The following is a 15,261-nucleotide window of genomic DNA, read 5'->3' on the forward strand; positions in this document are numbered from 1 at the left end:
GAAAACTCATCGGCGGGCGGCGGCGGCCATCGCCGCCCCCACGATGCCCGCCTGGTTCTGCAGCGAGGCGGGCACCACCGGGGTCGAGAGCTTCACGTGCGGCAGGAACTTGTCGGCCTTCTTGGAGACGCCGCCGCCGATGATGATGACCGAGGGCGAGAAGAGCATCTCCACGTGAAGGAGATACTCCTCGACCCGCTCGGCCCACTTGTCCCAGCTCATGTCGTGCTCCTCGCGCACCCGGTCGGACGCGCGGTGCTCGGCGTCCTTGCCGTGCAGCTCCAGGTGGCCCAGCTCGGTGTTGGGGACCAGCGTGCCGTCGACGAACAGGGCGCTGCCGATGCCGGTGCCGAAGGTCAGCATCAGCACGACGCCCTTGCGGTCCCTGCCCTCGCCGAAGGTCATCTCGGCCACGCCGGCCGCGTCGGCGTCGTTGAGCACGACCGCCCCGCCGAACAGCTCGCCCGCGTCGACGCCGACCCACGAGTGGTGCACGTTCGCCGCCGTGCGCACGACGCCGTCGACCACCACCCCGGGGAAGGTCACGCCGATCGGCCCGGTGGCGTCGAAGTGCTTGACGATCTCGCCGACCACCTCGGCCACGGCCTCCGGCTTGGCCGGCTGCGGAGTCGGGATGCGCAGCCGCTCGTCGGCCAGCTCGCCCTTCTCCAGGTCCACCGGCGCTCCCTTGATCCCGGATCCGCCGATGTCGATGCCCAGAACGTTCATGAGGTCCCCATACCCAAAAATGAACCCCCCTTCCGTCCCCCGCGTACCTCGCGTCACAAGCGCAAACCTAGGAGGCCCAGATGCAGCACCGCATCATGACACTCTGCGCTGCGACGCTCGTCGTGCTCACCGGAGCACCCGCCGAAGCCGCGACCACGACCCCGCGTCAGCGCTTCGACGTCGTCAACCTCGTCTCCGACGTCAAGGGCAGGGCCGCGGTCCATGATCCGAAGGTCGTCAACCCGTGGGGCCTGGCGATGGGCAAGACGTTGTGGGTGTCGAACACCGGCACCGGCTCGGCCACCGTCTACTCGGGCCAGGGCAAGAAGGAGCCGACCGAGGTCGCCATCCCCGGGGGCGCCCCGACCGGCCAGGTCGTCAACCCCACCGACGGATTCACCGTCAAGGGCAAGCCCGCCACGTTCATCTTCTCCAGCCCCAGCGGGGCGATCACCGGATGGAACGCCGAGGCCGACCCGGCCAACGCGATCATCGGCGCGTTCACTCGCGGCGCCGACTACAAGGGCCTGGCCCTGATGGAGACCGACGACGGCCCGTTCCTGCTGGCCGCCGACTTCGCCGGGGGCAGGATCCACGCCTTCGACGACGACTTCAGCAGGGTACGGCTCGCGCGCTGGCAGTTCCGCGACCCGGCCGTCCCGCGCACCTACCACCCGTTCAACGTCTCGGTCGCCGGTGACGGCGTCTGGGTCTCGTGGGCCCTGCGCGACCCGGCCACCGGCAAGTCCGTCGCCGGACGCGGCAAGGGCTTCGTCAGCCGCTTCAGCTCAGACGGCCGCCTGACCGGCCGCATCAGCCGAGGCGCGCTCAACGCGCCCTGGGCGGTCACCGTGGCGCCCCGCGGCTTCGGCGCCTACGCGGGCGCGCTGCTCGTCGGCAACTTCGGCGACGGCACCGTCCACGTCTTCAAGCGCGGCCGCCACCTGGGCGCCCTGCGCGACGCCGGCGGACGGACCGTCGTCCTGCCCGGCCTGTGGGACCTGGAGCCGGGCACGGCCGAGAACGGCGGCACCAACGCGATCTGGTTCAGCGCGGGCATCGACGGCGCCCAGCACGGGCTCATCGGCCTGCTGCGCCCCGCCGGATCCGGCGACCCCGCCCAGCAGTCGCAGCAGCAGCAGAACCCCGTCCCCTCGCCCACGAGCAGTTCCTCCGGCGGCTACTAGAGTGCCCGGGTGAGCTTCAGTGAATGGTTGCGCGAGCAGTGTCGCGAGGAGTGGGACGCGGTGGTCGGCCACCCGTTCGCGATGGCGATCAACTCCGGCGAGGCGGACATGCGCCGCTACCTCGTCCAGGACTTCCAGTTCGTCGACTCCTTCACCGCACTGCTCGGCGCGGCGGTGGCCAGTGCAGACTCGTTCGAGGCGCGCGTGCCGTACGGGCAGTTCCTCGGGCACGTGGCCACCACCTCGGAGAAGACCTACTTCCACCGGGCGATCGAGGCCCTGGGCGCCGCGAGCGCGCCACCGGAGCCGGTGACCGCCGACTTCCAGGCCCTGATGGACGAGGTACGGCACGGCCAGCGCTACGAGCTCATCGTGGCGGTGCTGTGCGTGGCCGAGTGGAGCTACCTCGGCTGGGCCTCGCGCGCCGCGCAGCCGTACCCGGACAGCTGGATCCACCGCGAATGGATCGAGCTGCACGAAGGACGGGAGTTCCGCGCCTGGGTCGCCTTCCTGCGCGGTGAGCTGGACCGGGTCGGCCCCGCCCACCGCGAGGACGTGCTAGACGTCTTCCGCCGCGCGGTCACCCTGGAACGTCGCTTCTTCGACATGGCGCTGTAGGTCGGCGGGCGAGGTGAAGTGGACGGCGGTCATGCCCAGCGCCATGGCCGCCTCCACGTTCTCCAGCCGGTCGTCGACGAACAGGCAGCGTTCAACGGGCACGCCCGCCCGCTCGGCCGCGATCAGGTAGATGCGTGGATCCGGCTTGGCCACGCCGACGCGGGCGCTGCTGACCACGTCGTCGGCGAAGTAGGTCAGGCCCAGCTCGTCGAGCTGGCGCTCCAGCGAGGTCATCGCATTGGTCACGAGGATCACCGGCACGTGCTGCTGGAGCCCCGTGAGGATCGCCTTGACCTCCTCGTCGATCCACGACGGCACGCGCGAGAACTCCTCGGCCGCCGGCTCCCCGACCACGCTCGCCAGGCGCTCCACCCACTCCTCGGCGGTGATCCGCCCCAGGCACGCGGGGGTCATGATGGCGGGGTCGAAGGCCGCCTTCAGCAGCTCCCCCGGTGCCAGGCCGTGCCTGGTCTCGATGTCGGCCCGCGCCTGGTCGTCGAAATGCCGCAGCACCCCGTCGAAGTCGCAGAGCACCGCGCCATGGGCAAACGTCACTTCCAGCCTCCGTAAAGATCGGGCCACTACGATAGTGCCCGGCATGGAGGATCATCAGCTCACTCCCGAGCTGCGCCAGCTGTTCGCCGACGGCGGTAAGGGGCGCACGCTCCCTGCCGTGCTGCCCGAGGGCGAGCTGCTCCGCACCGAAGACGAACGGCCGGCGTTCTGGATCAGCTTCGACCCGTCGCCGCCGGGGCTGTGGTCGGCGATGCGCGCCGCGCACCGGCGCAGCGGGCTCTGGCCCCTGCTGCTGGAGGAAACCCACCAGCCGTGGTCGGCCGCCCGCGTGGTGCCCGACGATCCCGCCATGATCGATCATTTCACCGCCGAGGGCTTCATGGCCGAGGTGTGGCAGGAGTGGGTCGCCCAGGCGGCGCCCCAAGCCCTGGCGGAGCTGGAGCCGTTCGGCGCGCTCTGCCCCGGCCTGGCCGAACCCGGCGTGCCCGTCGCCGATCCCGACGTGGTCGCCGACTGGTTCGCCAAGTCCCTCGAGGACCGCGGCATGCCGCTGGGGCTGGCGGCGGCGGGACGAGGCGCCGACGCGCTGGTCGCCACCGGGTGGCAGGGCGCCATCCACCACAACGAGTGGCAGGTGCCGATGGCGGCCGTGGTGCGCTCGTGGGAGGACCGGTTCGGGGCCCGCGTGGTCTGCCTGGGCTTCAACACGATCGACCTGAGCGTGGCCGCCCCGCCCGCCGACCTGGAGCACGCCCTGCACGTCGCCGCCGAGCACTGGACCTTCTGCCCCGACAACGTGATCCAGGGGGCCGGAGACCTGCGCGGCTACGCCGAGCAGCTGGTCGGCGGCCACTCGTGGTCCTTCTGGTGGGACTGAAGGCCGCCGTAAGGATCCGGTAAGAGCCGGCCGCGATGCTGAAGCCACAACGAACGAACCGATGAAGGGAACCCGGCCATGCGCAAGCTCAAGCTCCAGACCCAGGTCAGCGTCGACGGATACATGGGCGGCCCCGAGGGCCAGATGGACTTCCTGACCTTCCCGTGGGACGACGCGCTGAGCGCCTACACCGACGAGCTCGGCAAGTCCGTCGACACCATCGTGCTGGGCCGCAAGCTCGCCGAGGGGTTCATCCCCGTGTGGGAGTCGGGCCCCGAGGGCGAGACCCAGGAATCGATCGACTGGATGAACAACACGCCCAAGGTCGTGATCACCGACTCGCTGACCGAGTCGCCGTGGAAGAACGCCGTCGTGGCCGGCGGCGACCTCGCCGAGACCATCAACGGCCTCAAGGCCCAGCCGGGCGGCGACCTGATCGCCTACGGCGGGAGCACGCTCGTCACCAGCCTGATCGCCGCCGGCCTGGTCGACGACCTGCACCTGTTCGTCAACCCGACCGCGATCGGGGCGGGCATCCCGGTCTTCCCCGCGGGCGCCTACACCCCGCTCACGATGGTGGAGTCGCGGCTGTTCGAGTGCGGCATCACCGTCCAGCACCTGCGGCCCCGGCGCTAGTCGCTCCCCCTGACGGCCTGGATCCTCGCCGTCGCCGTCGCCACCGCGACCAGCCGCCCGTCGGGGCCCGCCAGCTCGCCCGCCAGGAAGCACACCTCGCTCCCCCGCTGCACGACCCGCCCGCGTCCCACGAGCCGGCCGGGGCGGGCGGGGCGCAGGAACTGCACGTGCAGGTCGAGCGTCGGGGCGAACTGCCCCACCCCCAGCCCGGCCACCAGCGCCGGGCCCAGCGTGTCGTCGAGCATCGCGGCCAGGAAGCCGCCCTGGATCACGCCGACGGGGTTGACGAACTGCTCGGTCGCCTTGAACGCCACCTCGATCGTGCCCTCGTCGGGATCGACCGCGATCAGCTCCCAGCCGAGCAGTTCCGCCGCGGGGGTGGGGGGATCTTGCCTGCCATGACATCCCAGAACGGGCCGCTTCGGTGCTCATTCATGATCACGCTCCTGCGTTTGCGGGCGACGGTTCACCACCGTCGGATCATCCGGCACTGGTCGGGCGGCGAACAAGGGATGCGTGGGCCGCGAAGCCCGTGCCTGGTGGGATCGGTCCTGAGCGGCACATCCAGGTCGGCCGATGACGTCGATCGAGTCCTGCCATTTCCAGCCTGCCTACCCGTTGAAGCCGACCACCACGAGGTAGCCACGGCCTGGGGCAGCAGCTCCCCGCAGCTGCCTTCCCCGCCAGAAGGCGACTGCGGAGCTGGGTGACCATCGTCGCCGTCGCCACGGGCGAGGACCGGGGGTGCCGGGGGGCCGGCAGGCCCCCCGTGCGGGGCGCGGGGCGGAGCCCCGCACAGCGCAGCCCCGACCCCCTTGACGCGAAGCGTCCGGTTGGAGGGACCATGCCTTGCGGGCCCGGCTCCCCTGGCGCGAAGCGGCCGCCATGCCTTGGGCGGGTGGCCTCCTAGAAGAACTCGGACGTGGGTTCCGGCAGGTCGACCAGCGTCGGGCCCTGCCAGAGCGTACGGCTCTGCGGGACCTCGTCGGTGGTGAGGGGCGCCGTGATGACGAGCGGCACCCGGATCGAGCTGCGGGTGAGGTCGAGCGTCACCAGCGACCCGGTGGCGATGTCGGCGCGGTTGTAGGAGTTGTCGGTGCCCGCCACGATGAGGGCCATGCGGTTGCCCTTGCGGAAGACGTAGTCCTGCGGCAGGGTGCTCCACCGGATCCGGGTGGAGACGCCGGGCTCGATCGGCGTGGAGGTCGACAGCGACGAGCGGTTCTGGGTGTCGATCCAGCCGCGTGCGACGATCTCGTAGGGCCGGGTGGCGACGGCGGTGCCGAAGGTGCGGTAGCAGGCGTCGTCGTCGGGCGAGCTCTCGCCGTGGCACGATTCGGTCGGCTGCTGGACGATGCCCTGGCCGACGCGCCAGTCGACGCGCGGGGTCTCGCCGAAGTCGACGAGCAGGGCGGTGAGGTTGGCGGCGGGCTTGTCGAGGGTGAGGCGCAGGTCGACCTCGGGGGTGCCCGACAGGCGCAGGTCCAGCGGGAGCGGGGCGGTGGTGAAGGCCGCCCTGCCCGGGTTGGGCACTCCGACGTCGGCGACCATCTGGGGTTCTGTCAGCTTGACGTCGGTGAACGACGCCGTGGAGCCGGGGCGGGCGGGCAGCAGGCCGAGCGAGCCGTCCGCCGAGGGGCGCAGCGCCACCGGGATGGTGTGCGGTGCGGGCCAGTCGCGCTGGGTGATCCACTTGGTGGGCGACAGCTGCACGTCGGCGCGGGGCTCGCGCATGATGTCGTTGCGCACGCCGTGCAGCCAGTAGTCGAACCACCGGTGCAGGGTGTCGACCCAGAGCTCGCGCCTGCCCTCGAAGTCGAAGGGGTCGACGTGCTCGTACTGCCCGACCCAGACCTTGCGGGGGATGCCGCGCTTGGCCAGCGCGTCCCACCAGCGTGACCAGGTGTCGGGCTTGACGTTGAGGTCGTTGACGGTGTGCACGGCGAAGACGCTGGCGCGCATCTTCGACAGGTCGGCGCGGTGGTCGCGAGCCTGCCAGAACGGGGTGTAATTGCCGCTTTCGTCGCCGTCCTCGGCGTTGAGGCGGTCGCGGACGGGGGCGCACTTGACGGCGCCGTCGGTGTCGACGGCTCCGGCCAGGAAGCCCGGGTAGTTGAGGCTGTTGTAGAGCACGCCGTACGAGCGCTGGTATTCGTACCAGGAGCTGATCGCGGAGATGGGGACGATCGTGGTCAGGCCCTGGACGCCGGTGGCGGCGACGGCGTTGGCGAGGGTGCCGTCGTAGGACTTGCCGATCATGGCGGCCTTGCCGCTGCTCCAGGAGGCGACGGCGGTGCCGCCGTCGGCGCGGTAGGCGGTGGCGCGGCCGTTGAGCCAGTCGATGACGGCCTTGCCGCCCAGGACGTCGGCGGGTCCGCCCACGTCGGGGCAGCCGTCGGACTTGGTGGTCCCGAGCATGTCGACGTTGAGGACGGCGTAGCCGCGCGGGACGAAGTAGTTGTCGTAGAAGAGGGGGAACTTGATCGGGTCGCCGTTGGCGTCGTAGGCCTTGCGTTCCCGCTCGGGGCCGCGGCCGGAGTTGTCGTAGTACGGGCTCTCGTCGATGATGACGGGCACCCTGGCGTCGGTGCGCGGCCGGATGATGTCGACGCGGACGCGGTCGAGGCGGCCGTCGGCGTCGCTGTCGATGGTGGACTCGACGTAGACGTGCTCGCGGATGGCGTCGGTGTAGGAGTGCACCGGCTGGGTGCGGCCGCCCGAGATGAAGGGCGGGGTGCCCTGGGCGAGCGCGGCCTGGGCGGGGGTGGCCAGGGTCAGGACGAGGGCGAATGCGAGGGCAGGGCGTAAGGGTGGCACCGCGTGACCTCCGGGACAAGTGGTGAAATATCACCCGCAATCTCTCAGAGGGGCTCGGGGCCATCAACCCTTGACGGAGCCCCGCAACACACCTGAGATGACCCAGCGTTGCGCGAAGACGTAAACCAGCAGCACGGGAGCCAGCGCCATCAGATAGGAGGCGAAGGCGACGGTGTGGTTGGTGTTGAACTGCGACTGGAAGACGTACTGCACCAGCGGCAGGGTCTGGGCGTCCGGGCTCGACAACACCACCAGCGGCAGCAGGAAGTCGTTCCACGCCCACAGGAAGGTCAGGATGCCGACGGTGGCGTTCATCGGGGCGAGCAGCGGGAAGATCACGCGCCAGAACACCGTCCAGGTGCCCGCGCCGTCGACCCTGGCCGCCTCCTCCAGCGAACTCGGGATCGACCGGATGTAACCGACGTAGAGGAAGATGTTGAAGGCCAGGCCGTACACGACGTAGAGCAGGATCAGCCCGGCCTGGTTGTCGAGCCCGAGCAGCGAGGTCTGCTTCACCACGGGAAGCATGATGATCGGGAAGGGCACGAAGAGCGCGGAGACGAAGTAGAAGTACAGGCCCTTGAAGAGCTTGCGGTGGAAGTTGCGGGCGATGGCGTAGGCGACCAGCGAGTTGGTCAGCAACGTCAGCGCCACCGCCCCGACCGTGATGAGCGCGCTGTTCAGCGCCGCCTGCGGGTAGTCCGTCAGCTCCCAGGCCTCGGCGAAGTTGCCCCACGCCGGATTCCTCGGCAGGTCGAACCCGGCTCCGGCCAGCTCCTCCGGGGTCTTCAGCGCGGTCACCACGGTGAAGTAGAGCGGCACGAGCACCGTCAGCGATCCGGCCGCCAAGAGCGCGGTCAGCCACCAGTTGCGCCTCACATCGTCACCTCCCGCCGCTGCAGGATGCGCAGCTGGAAGATCGAGACCAGCACGATGATCACGAAGTAGACGATCGCGTTGGCCGTCTGGTAGGCGTACTCCCCGCCCTGGAAGCCGCCGGTGTAGATGAGCAGCGACACCGAGGTCGTCGCGCTGCCGGGACCGCCGTTGGTCAGCGCCACGATGTGGTCGAAGACCTGCAGGAAGTTCTTGGCCGAGAGCACCATGTTCACCGTGAAGAACGGCGCGATCAGCGGGAAGACCACCGACCAGAACCGCCGCCACCTGCCCGCGCCGTCGATCATGGCCGCCTCGTGCAGGTCCTCGGGGATCGTCTGCAGGCCCGCCAGGTAGATGACGATGTTGAAGGCGACCGCCTGCCACACGGCCACGATCACGATGCCGATCCAGGCCAGGTCGGGATCGGCCAGGATGTTGGTCCCGCCGAAGATGGCCGGGACCGAGTTGGCGAACAGGTAGTTGAAGATGTAGCCGACGATGAGGATGGCCAGCACGTTCGGGATGAAGTAGATGCCGCGCAGCGCCGTCTGGAAGCGGATGCGTGCGTTGAGGCCCACCGCCACCGCCAGCGCGATCACGTTCGTCAGGATGGTGGCGACGATCGCGAACTGGAAGGTGAAGAGGTAGGCCTCCAGGACACGGTCGTCCTTGAACAGGTTGACGTAGTTGCGGATGCCGACGAAGGCGTGCTCGCCGTACCCGGGATAGTCGGTCAGGCTGTAGTAGAAGCCCTGCAGCACCGGCACGGTGTGCAGCAGGAAGAACAGCACGAAGGCGGGCACGACCATCCAGTAGTAGGCCCGGCTCATGAGCGGCGCTCCATGACCTTGTCCCATTCGCTGTCGAGCTCGGCCAGCAGTTCCCGCTGGTCGCCGTCGATGAGGAACTGCTGCACGAGCCGCTCCAGGCCGACCGCCAGCGGGATGTGGTGGTCGGGGTAGCCGGTGACCTTCCCGGCGGTGTAGTACGGCACGAGCGGCTGGAGGGTCGGGTCGTCCGACTCCGCGTCCTTCAGCGACGGGATGGAGACCTGCTCGCGCGTGTAGGCGCGGATCACCTCGGGGCTCATCAGGTAGTCGACGAACAGCTGCGACTCGCGCGGGCGTCGCGGCTCGCGCGGCATCGTGATCACCACGTCGACGCCGGTGACGAGGCGCTCCATCGGGGTGAAGGCGCCGATCTCGAAGTCCGGCTCGGCCTCGCGGATCGCCGGGATGGCGAAGGTCCCCTGGAGGTACATGGCCGACTTGCCCTGGGCGAACTCCCTGTTGCCCTCGTCGTAGCCGCGCGAGAAACGGTCGGGCTGGCCGTACTGGAAGAGCTCGGCGAGCTTGCGCGCCACGTCGGGGTAGGCCTGGGCGAAGGTCGTGCGGTCCGCCGTACGGCCGGCGAAGAAGTCGGGTGGCGCCAGGTTGGCGGCCAGGGAGTTGAAGGTGGGCAGCGCCGTCCAGGCGTCCTTGAGCGTCAGGTAGAACGGGGTGACTCCGGCGGCCTGGAACCGTTTGGCTGCGGCGATCAGCTCGTCCCACGTCTTGGGCGGCTGCACGCCGTGCTGGTCGAAGATGGCCTTGTTGTAGAGGATCGGGTTGGCTGCGGTGCACATCGGCAGGCCGTTGACCTCGCCCTGCCGGTAGGTGCCGAGGTCGTCGAGGACCTTCTGCACGGCCGGGTTGATCGCCTGGCGCCCGGCGTAGCCGGAGAAGTCGCGGAAGACGCCGGCCTCGGCGAGCTCGCCGAACACGCTGTTGCCGCTCAGGGCGAGCACGTCGGGCACGTCGCCGCGCACCAGGCGGGCCCTGATGGCGGTCTCGGCGTTGGGGACGTGGTTCTGCACCACGCGGATGTTCGGGTGCTGCTGCTCGAAGGCGGCGATGAGCTTGTCGAAGGTCTCGGTCGCCTCCGGTTTGAACTGGAAGAAATCCAGCGTCACCCTGCTGTCCCCGGCGCACCCCGCCATCACCAGGCAGAGGGTCAGGGGGACGGCTAAGCGGCGCAGCATGAGTGGCCGCTTCCCCATTTGCCATGATTTATCGTGGCCAGCATGGATTTTCCCGACCGCGTACGCGGTTGCCTGCTGGGCGGAGCCATCGGCGACGCTCTGGGGGCGCCGATCGAGTTCGAGTCACTGCGCGAGATCCGGAAAAATCATGGCATATCAGGGATAGAGAGCTATGTCCCCGATTGGCGCGGTCAGCTCGGGCTCATCACCGACGACACCCAGATGACGCTCTTCACCGTGGAGGGGCTGCTGGCCGGCGGCGACCCGGTGCACGAGGTACGGCAGGCGTACCTGCGATGGCTCGACACCCAGCAGCACCGCACTCCCCCGCCTCCCGTCGAGCCGTGGCGGACGGGGGCGCTGCGCGAGCAGGGATGGCTCTACTCCCGGCGCGCACCCGGCAACGCGTGCCTGTCAGGCCTGCGGCGCACGCTCACCCACGACCCGTACGACACCCTTCGCGCCGGAGCGGCGGGCGACGTGAACCCCGCGTCCAAGGGCTGCGGCACGGTGATGAGATCGGCACCGTTCGGGCTGGTCACCGCCGACCCACGGGCCGCCTTCGAGTTGTCGGCCGCGTGCGCCCAGATCACCCACGGGCATCCCACCGGCTACCTGGCCGCCGGAGCCTTCGCCGCGATCATCACCCTCGTGACGGGCGGCGAACCCCTGTTTTCGGCCGTGGAGGGGGCGCTGGAACTGACCCGCTCGTACCCGGCCCACGAGGAGACGACCGCCGCGCTGGAGCACGCCGTCGAGCTCGCCGCCGCCGGGATCCGCTCACCGGAGGCGGTCGAGTCGCTCGGCGGGGCGTGGGTGGCGGAGGAGGCCCTGGCCATCTCGGTCTACTGCGCCCTGGTCACCGGCGGGGCCGTGACGGCGGCGCTGCTGCTGTCGGTCAACCACTCCGGCGACAGCGACTCCACCGGCTCGCTCACCGGCAACCTCCTCGGCGCCGCCCTCGGCCAGGAAGCGCTGCCCGCCCCCTGGCTGTCGCCGCTCGAAGGCAGGCAGACGATCACCGAGCTCGCAGACCGGCTGGCCGAGGTCAGGCGCGGGTGACGCCCTTCCTGAGGTCGACGGCACGATAGGTGCCGGCGTGCTCGCCGTACACGATGAGGTTGTCGTCGTAGGAACCCCGGTCGTGGTCGTAGCGGCCGCCGCACGTGACCAGGCGGATGGCGGGCGCGCCCGACGAGGTGAACACCTTGCGGACAGGGAAGTCGGCCTTGCCGACCTCCTGCGTGGCGGTGGCGCGATAGACGACCACCTGGTCGTCGGATCGCACCACGGCCAGGGTGTCGCCCGGCTTCACCTCACGGAGGCGGGCGAACACGGCGGGGCCCGTCTTGGTGTCGAGATGGCCGACCAGCACCGCCGCGCCCGGGTTGCCGGGGACGGGCGATTGGCGGTCCCAGCCGACCAGGTTCGTCTCGCCCAGTGGCGGAGCCTCCAGGCGGCCCTTCTCGCCGCTGCCGATGCCGGTGACGGGGGCGTCGATCTTCAGGCGCGGCACCATGACGCGCACCGGCCTGGCCCAGCGGGAGGTCTCGCCGACCTGCCGGGGCCAGTGCCCGGCCTTGACGGTGGCGGGCAGCGTCAAGGGGCCCACGGTGGCACGGTCCTGCGCCTTGCACGCGGTGGTCGCGACGAGGAGCAACGCCAGCCCGGCCAGGGCCAACGCGGCCCGGGTCAACGCGGCCCGGGACTGCGGCGCCCGGGACTGCGGCGCCCGGGTCCGCGGTGCCCGGGCCTCGGCGTCAGCCACGCATCCGGGCGCGGCGACGGCCCGCGAGCACCGAGACGCCGACGACCGAGGCTGCGATCATCACCATCACCGCGCAGGCCATCACCAGCTTGACACCATCGGTCCCGGGCTGAGCGGCGGCGACGTCGCTCTTGCCGCCGACCTCGCTCTTGCCCGCGACCTCGCTGTTGCCCCCGGCCTGAGCCTTGCCGGCGGCCGGCTCGGTGTTCAGGGCCAGACCACCACCGCCGGTGTCGGGCCCCCACCCGCCGACCACGATGAACGACCCGTCGTCGACGAACGTCGCCCGGTCGCACTCCACCACGACGTCGTGACGCCCGGGATCGGCATCCCAAGCGACGTCGGCCACTCCGACCGCCAGATCGCCGCGCTGCTCCAGGACCACCTCCTCGTCGAAGGCGTCGGACTCGGCGACGAGGTCGGCGTCACCGCAGTCGCCCCCGTCGTCGGTCGTGATCCGCACCGAGTCACCCGGCTCCGCCTTGTACGGGGAGATGTCCACCTCGGCCACAGCAGGCCCCGCCATGCCGACGACGAGGACAGCGGCGGCGAGCACCGCACGTCGTAGAAAGACCATGGCGGCGTTCTACCCAGCAACACGCGGCACTCCAGCACCGGGAATGGCAAAGCTTTTCAGGCGACGCCTGCTCACGGACCTGCTACCGGCCCTGACCGGGGTGACGGCCGTGGTGGTGGGCCTGTGTCCTGGGCGGAGGGGCACGTCGGCCTGGCGGTCACGTCATCGGCGGGGCGGTGCTGATCGCGGGGGCGGCGTACGAGCATCGCGTGCGGGATCTGCGGCGCGTGCGCAGGCTGCTCGTGCGGATGCGCTAACGTCACGCTGCGTGATCTATACCGGGAACGCCACCGACGACGCCCCTGCCGAGCGTGGCTGGCTGCTGGGCCACTTCCAGCCCGACGGCGACGTACGGCACAGCGCTGACGTGGAGATCAAGTGGGGGGTGCACACCAAGGGTGAGCGCCGCGCCGAATGGGTGGTCGGCGAGCGCAGGACCGCGCTGCTCCTGCTGGTGAGCGGGCGGTTCCGGCTGGAGTTCCGCGATCGCGACGTGGTGCTGGCCGAGCAGGGCGACTACGTGGTGTGGGGGGTGGGCGAGGATCATTCGTGGGAGGCGGAGGAGGAGTCGGTGGTGATGACCGTGCGCTGGCCGTCCGTCCCCGGTTACGCCGTGCGCTAGGCGGTCTCGGGCACCAGGTCGCCAGCCAGGAGGGCGGGCGCCTCGCGGCGGGTGCGGGCCCTGGGCAGGGCGATCGCGATCATGGCCGCCACGAGGGCGACGCCTCCGCCGATCATCAGGCTGACCTGGAAGCCGCTCTCCGAGGGCAGCGTGTGGCCGCCCAGGTCGATGGTCAGGTGGGAGAGCACCACGCCGATGACGGCTGCGGAGGTGGTGGTGCCGATGGAGCGCATCAGGGTGTTGAACCCGTTGGCGGAGGCGGTCTCCGACAGCGGGACGGCGCCCATGATGAGGGCGGGCATGGCTCCGTAGGCGAGGCCGACGCCGATGGTGCCGACGCAGGCCGCGATCATGACGCCCCAGGCGTGGTCCATGAGCAGGAACGCCGTGCCGTACCCGAGGGCCAGCACCAGCGATCCGGCGGCCAGCGTGGTCTTGGGGCCGCGGCGGTCCGACAGCTTGGCGCCGAGGGGCGAGACGGCCATCATCATCAGGCCGGAGGGCGCCAGCCAGAGCCCGGCGGCGAGCATCGTCTGGCCCAGGCCGTAGCCGGTGGCCTCGGGCAGTTGCAGGATCTGCATGAAGACGAGCGTCTGGGCGTACATGGCCACGCCGACGAAGATCGACGAAACGTTGGTCAGCAGCACCTGCCTGCGCGCGGTGGTGCGCAGGTCGACGAGCGGGTCGGCGGCGCGCAGCTCCCACCAGCCCCAGACGAGCAGGATGACGGCGGAGGCGCCCAGCAGGCCGAGCGTGGTGGCGCTGCCCCAGCCCCAGTCGGCGCCCTTGGAGATGCCCAGGAGCAGGCAGACGAGCGCGACGGCCAGGCCGATCGTTCCGGGGAGGTCCAGGCGGCCGTGCGCCCTGCCGGGGACGGCGGGGACGACCAGCCAGATCAGCGCGGCGACCGCGGCGGTGAGCGCGGCGACGACCCAGAACAGCACCCGCCAGCTGGCGTACTGGGCGACGGCGGAGGCGATCGGGAGGCCGAGCGCGCCGCCGATCCCCAGGGAGGAGCTCATCAGGGCGATGGCGGCGCCGAGCCGCTGGGGCGGCACCACGTCGCGCATGGCGCTGATGCCGAGCGGGACGACGCCCATGCCCAGCCCCTGCAGCCCGCGGCCGATGATCATCGGGGTGAGGGTGGTGGCCATGGCGCAGATGATCGAGCCGGCCACCAGGGGGATCGTGGAGATCAGCATCATGCGGCGCTTGCCGTACAGGTCTCCGAGCTTGCCGTTGACTGGCGTGGCGATCGCGCCCACCAGGAGGGTGATGGTGATCACCCAGGAGGCGTCGGCGGCGTTGGTGTGCAGGATCTGCGGCAGGGTGCTGATGAGCGGCGTGACCAGGGTCTGGGAGAGCGCCGCGACGATGCCGGCGACGGCCAGCACGCCGATGATGCCTCCGGTGCTTCCGGAGCGTGGTGCGGCATGAACCATGGGGGACTCCTCGTGCATGCATCATGCACAGTGTGTGTTACATACAAATGGACAGGAGAAGAAAAGCCCCAGCTCGTCGGAGCTGGGGGCGGTCAGCCGCGCGGCCAGGGCCTTCCGGCCAGGCGTTCGATGTCGGTGTTGAAGCGCCGCAGGTAGCCGGCGAAGGCGGCCACGTCGTCGGCGGACCACCCGGCCAGGACCCTGTCGAGGCTCGCCACCCCGGCGGCACGCTCCTCCTCCAGGCGGTCGTGCCCTTCGGCGGTGATGCGGAACTTGCGCGCGATGCCGCCGTCGGGGTCGGGGATGCGCTCGACCAGGTCGGACTTGAGCATGGCCGCCGTCTGGCGGTTGAGCGTGGAGACGTCGAGACGGAAGGCGTCGCTGAGCTCGCCGATCGACATCGGCCCCTCCGCCTGGAGGCGGCTGAGCAGGAGGTAGGCGCTGCGGTCGAGACCGCCCCGCCGCCTGGCCGAGGGATTGGCCAGGTGACGGAAGCGCTCGTAGAGCATCGTCTCGAACTCGATCAGATGCGTGGGCCTGTCCTCCATATTTGCATCATACACGCCATGTGTA

At 70.4% G+C, this 15,261-nt stretch carries 17 protein-coding genes; 6 read left to right on the forward strand and 11 right to left on the reverse strand.

Annotated elements, in window-relative coordinates:
- Positions 1 to 6: 6 nt before the first annotated feature.
- The gene (ppgK, locus tag ACIBH1_RS29800; protein WP_397317272.1) at positions 7 to 729 is read right to left on the reverse strand and encodes a polyphosphate--glucose phosphotransferase; all 723 of its coding nucleotides are present in this window, start codon (positions 727 to 729) and stop codon (positions 7 to 9) included.
- 80 nt (positions 730 to 809) lie between these two features.
- Between ppgK and ACIBH1_RS29805 the strand changes: the two genes are divergently transcribed.
- Together ACIBH1_RS29805 and ACIBH1_RS29810 are read left to right on the forward strand one after the other, a co-directional pair.
- The gene (locus tag ACIBH1_RS29805) at positions 810 to 1,916 is read left to right on the forward strand and encodes a TIGR03118 family protein (RefSeq protein WP_397317273.1); all 1,107 of its coding nucleotides are present in this window, start codon (positions 810 to 812) and stop codon (positions 1,914 to 1,916) included.
- A 9-nt stretch (positions 1,917 to 1,925) separates the two neighbouring features.
- Positions 1,926 to 2,534, forward strand: a complete 609-nt coding sequence (locus ACIBH1_RS29810) for a TenA family protein (RefSeq protein WP_397317274.1) — start codon at positions 1,926 to 1,928, stop codon at positions 2,532 to 2,534.
- Here ACIBH1_RS29810 and ACIBH1_RS29815 read toward each other — a convergent pair.
- Entirely contained in the window at positions 2,475 to 3,089 is a 615-nt protein-coding gene (locus ACIBH1_RS29815; RefSeq protein ID WP_397317275.1) for an HAD family hydrolase, read from the reverse strand. The two genes, ACIBH1_RS29810 and ACIBH1_RS29815, sit on opposite strands and share 60 nt — an antisense overlap.
- A gap of 43 nt (positions 3,090 to 3,132) precedes the next feature.
- Between ACIBH1_RS29815 and ACIBH1_RS29820 the strand changes: the two genes are divergently transcribed.
- Entirely contained in the window at positions 3,133 to 3,927 is a 795-nt protein-coding gene (locus ACIBH1_RS29820) for a DUF4253 domain-containing protein (RefSeq protein WP_397317276.1), read from the forward strand.
- A 78-nt stretch (positions 3,928 to 4,005) separates the two neighbouring features.
- Complete coding sequence (locus tag ACIBH1_RS29825; RefSeq protein ID WP_397317277.1) at positions 4,006 to 4,563, forward strand: dihydrofolate reductase family protein; 558 nt, start codon at positions 4,006 to 4,008, stop codon at positions 4,561 to 4,563.
- On the opposite strand, the gene ACIBH1_RS29830 is transcribed toward ACIBH1_RS29825, so the two are convergent.
- The 5 genes from ACIBH1_RS29830 to ACIBH1_RS29850 all read right to left on the reverse strand — a co-directional run bounded on the left by ACIBH1_RS29830 (position 4,560) and on the right by ACIBH1_RS29850 (position 10,279).
- Complete coding sequence (locus ACIBH1_RS29830; RefSeq protein ID WP_397317278.1) at positions 4,560 to 4,877, reverse strand: PaaI family thioesterase; 318 nt, start codon at positions 4,875 to 4,877, stop codon at positions 4,560 to 4,562. The two genes, ACIBH1_RS29825 and ACIBH1_RS29830, sit on opposite strands and share 4 nt — an antisense overlap.
- Positions 4,878 to 5,469: 592 nt before the next feature.
- Positions 5,470 to 7,380 (reverse strand): Xaa-Pro dipeptidyl-peptidase, encoded by a 1,911-nt coding sequence (locus ACIBH1_RS29835; RefSeq protein ID WP_397317279.1) that lies wholly within the window; start codon positions 7,378 to 7,380, stop codon positions 5,470 to 5,472.
- 63 nt (positions 7,381 to 7,443) lie between these two features.
- On the reverse strand, positions 7,444 to 8,259 hold the full coding sequence (locus ACIBH1_RS29840) for a carbohydrate ABC transporter permease (protein ID WP_397317280.1): 816 nt from the start codon (positions 8,257 to 8,259) through the stop codon (positions 7,444 to 7,446).
- Positions 8,256 to 9,089, reverse strand: coding sequence for a carbohydrate ABC transporter permease (locus tag ACIBH1_RS29845; protein ID WP_397317281.1), 834 nt, complete (start codon positions 9,087 to 9,089; stop codon positions 8,256 to 8,258). Before ACIBH1_RS29845 ends, ACIBH1_RS29840 begins: the two co-directional genes overlap by 4 nt.
- Positions 9,086 to 10,279: an ABC transporter substrate-binding protein gene (locus ACIBH1_RS29850; RefSeq protein ID WP_397317282.1), complete on the reverse strand. Its 1,194-nt coding sequence runs from the start codon at positions 10,277 to 10,279 to the stop codon at positions 9,086 to 9,088. The genes ACIBH1_RS29845 and ACIBH1_RS29850 overlap by 4 nt, the downstream gene beginning before the upstream one ends.
- A gap of 42 nt (positions 10,280 to 10,321) precedes the next feature.
- On the opposite strand from ACIBH1_RS29850, the gene ACIBH1_RS29855 reads away from it, so the two are divergent.
- Complete coding sequence (locus tag ACIBH1_RS29855) at positions 10,322 to 11,341, forward strand: ADP-ribosylglycohydrolase family protein (RefSeq protein WP_397317283.1); 1,020 nt, start codon at positions 10,322 to 10,324, stop codon at positions 11,339 to 11,341.
- Here ACIBH1_RS29855 and ACIBH1_RS29860 read toward each other — a convergent pair.
- Together ACIBH1_RS29860 and ACIBH1_RS29865 are read right to left on the reverse strand one after the other, a co-directional pair.
- Positions 11,328 to 12,047: a class F sortase gene (locus ACIBH1_RS29860; RefSeq protein WP_397317284.1), complete on the reverse strand. Its 720-nt coding sequence runs from the start codon at positions 12,045 to 12,047 to the stop codon at positions 11,328 to 11,330. The genes ACIBH1_RS29855 and ACIBH1_RS29860 overlap by 14 nt on opposite strands.
- Complete coding sequence (locus ACIBH1_RS29865; protein WP_397317285.1) at positions 12,040 to 12,624, reverse strand: hypothetical protein; 585 nt, start codon at positions 12,622 to 12,624, stop codon at positions 12,040 to 12,042. The genes ACIBH1_RS29860 and ACIBH1_RS29865 overlap by 8 nt, the downstream gene beginning before the upstream one ends.
- Before the next feature lie 271 nt (positions 12,625 to 12,895).
- On the opposite strand from ACIBH1_RS29865, the gene ACIBH1_RS29870 reads away from it, so the two are divergent.
- The gene (locus ACIBH1_RS29870; protein ID WP_397317403.1) at positions 12,896 to 13,246 is read left to right on the forward strand and encodes a signal peptidase I; all 351 of its coding nucleotides are present in this window, start codon (positions 12,896 to 12,898) and stop codon (positions 13,244 to 13,246) included.
- Here the strand turns inward: ACIBH1_RS29870 and ACIBH1_RS29875 are convergent.
- Together ACIBH1_RS29875 and ACIBH1_RS29880 are read right to left on the reverse strand one after the other, a co-directional pair.
- A complete protein-coding gene (locus tag ACIBH1_RS29875; RefSeq protein WP_397317286.1) occupies positions 13,243 to 14,688 on the reverse strand; it encodes an MFS transporter in 1,446 nt (481 codons plus the stop codon). The genes ACIBH1_RS29870 and ACIBH1_RS29875 overlap by 4 nt on opposite strands.
- A gap of 92 nt (positions 14,689 to 14,780) precedes the next feature.
- Entirely contained in the window at positions 14,781 to 15,236 is a 456-nt protein-coding gene (locus tag ACIBH1_RS29880; RefSeq protein ID WP_397317287.1) for a MarR family winged helix-turn-helix transcriptional regulator, read from the reverse strand.
- Positions 15,237 to 15,261 lie beyond the last annotated feature (25 nt).

Source organism: Nonomuraea sp. NPDC050663 (genome assembly GCF_044456985.1).
GTDB lineage: Bacteria > Actinomycetota > Actinomycetes > Streptosporangiales > Streptosporangiaceae > Nonomuraea.

Coding starts and splice junctions, on each gene's coding strand:
- ppgK (WP_397317272.1), bottom strand. CDS start 729: ATGAACGTTCTGGGCATCGACATCGGCGGATCCGGGATCAAGGGAGCG.
- ACIBH1_RS29805 (WP_397317273.1), top strand. CDS start 810: ATGCAGCACCGCATCATGACACTCTGCGCTGCGACGCTCGTCGTGCTC.
- ACIBH1_RS29820 (WP_397317276.1), top strand. CDS start 3,133: ATGGAGGATCATCAGCTCACTCCCGAGCTGCGCCAGCTGTTCGCCGAC.
- ACIBH1_RS29825 (WP_397317277.1), top strand. CDS start 4,006: ATGCGCAAGCTCAAGCTCCAGACCCAGGTCAGCGTCGACGGATACATG.
- ACIBH1_RS29845 (WP_397317281.1), bottom strand. CDS start 9,089: ATGAGCCGGGCCTACTACTGGATGGTCGTGCCCGCCTTCGTGCTGTTC.
- ACIBH1_RS29850 (WP_397317282.1), bottom strand. CDS start 10,279: ATGCTGCGCCGCTTAGCCGTCCCCCTGACCCTCTGCCTGGTGATGGCG.
- ACIBH1_RS29855 (WP_397317283.1), top strand. CDS start 10,322: ATGGATTTTCCCGACCGCGTACGCGGTTGCCTGCTGGGCGGAGCCATC.
- ACIBH1_RS29865 (WP_397317285.1), bottom strand. CDS start 12,624: ATGGTCTTTCTACGACGTGCGGTGCTCGCCGCCGCTGTCCTCGTCGTC.
- ACIBH1_RS29875 (WP_397317286.1), bottom strand. CDS start 14,688: ATGGTTCATGCCGCACCACGCTCCGGAAGCACCGGAGGCATCATCGGC.
- ACIBH1_RS29880 (WP_397317287.1), bottom strand. CDS start 15,236: ATGGAGGACAGGCCCACGCATCTGATCGAGTTCGAGACGATGCTCTAC.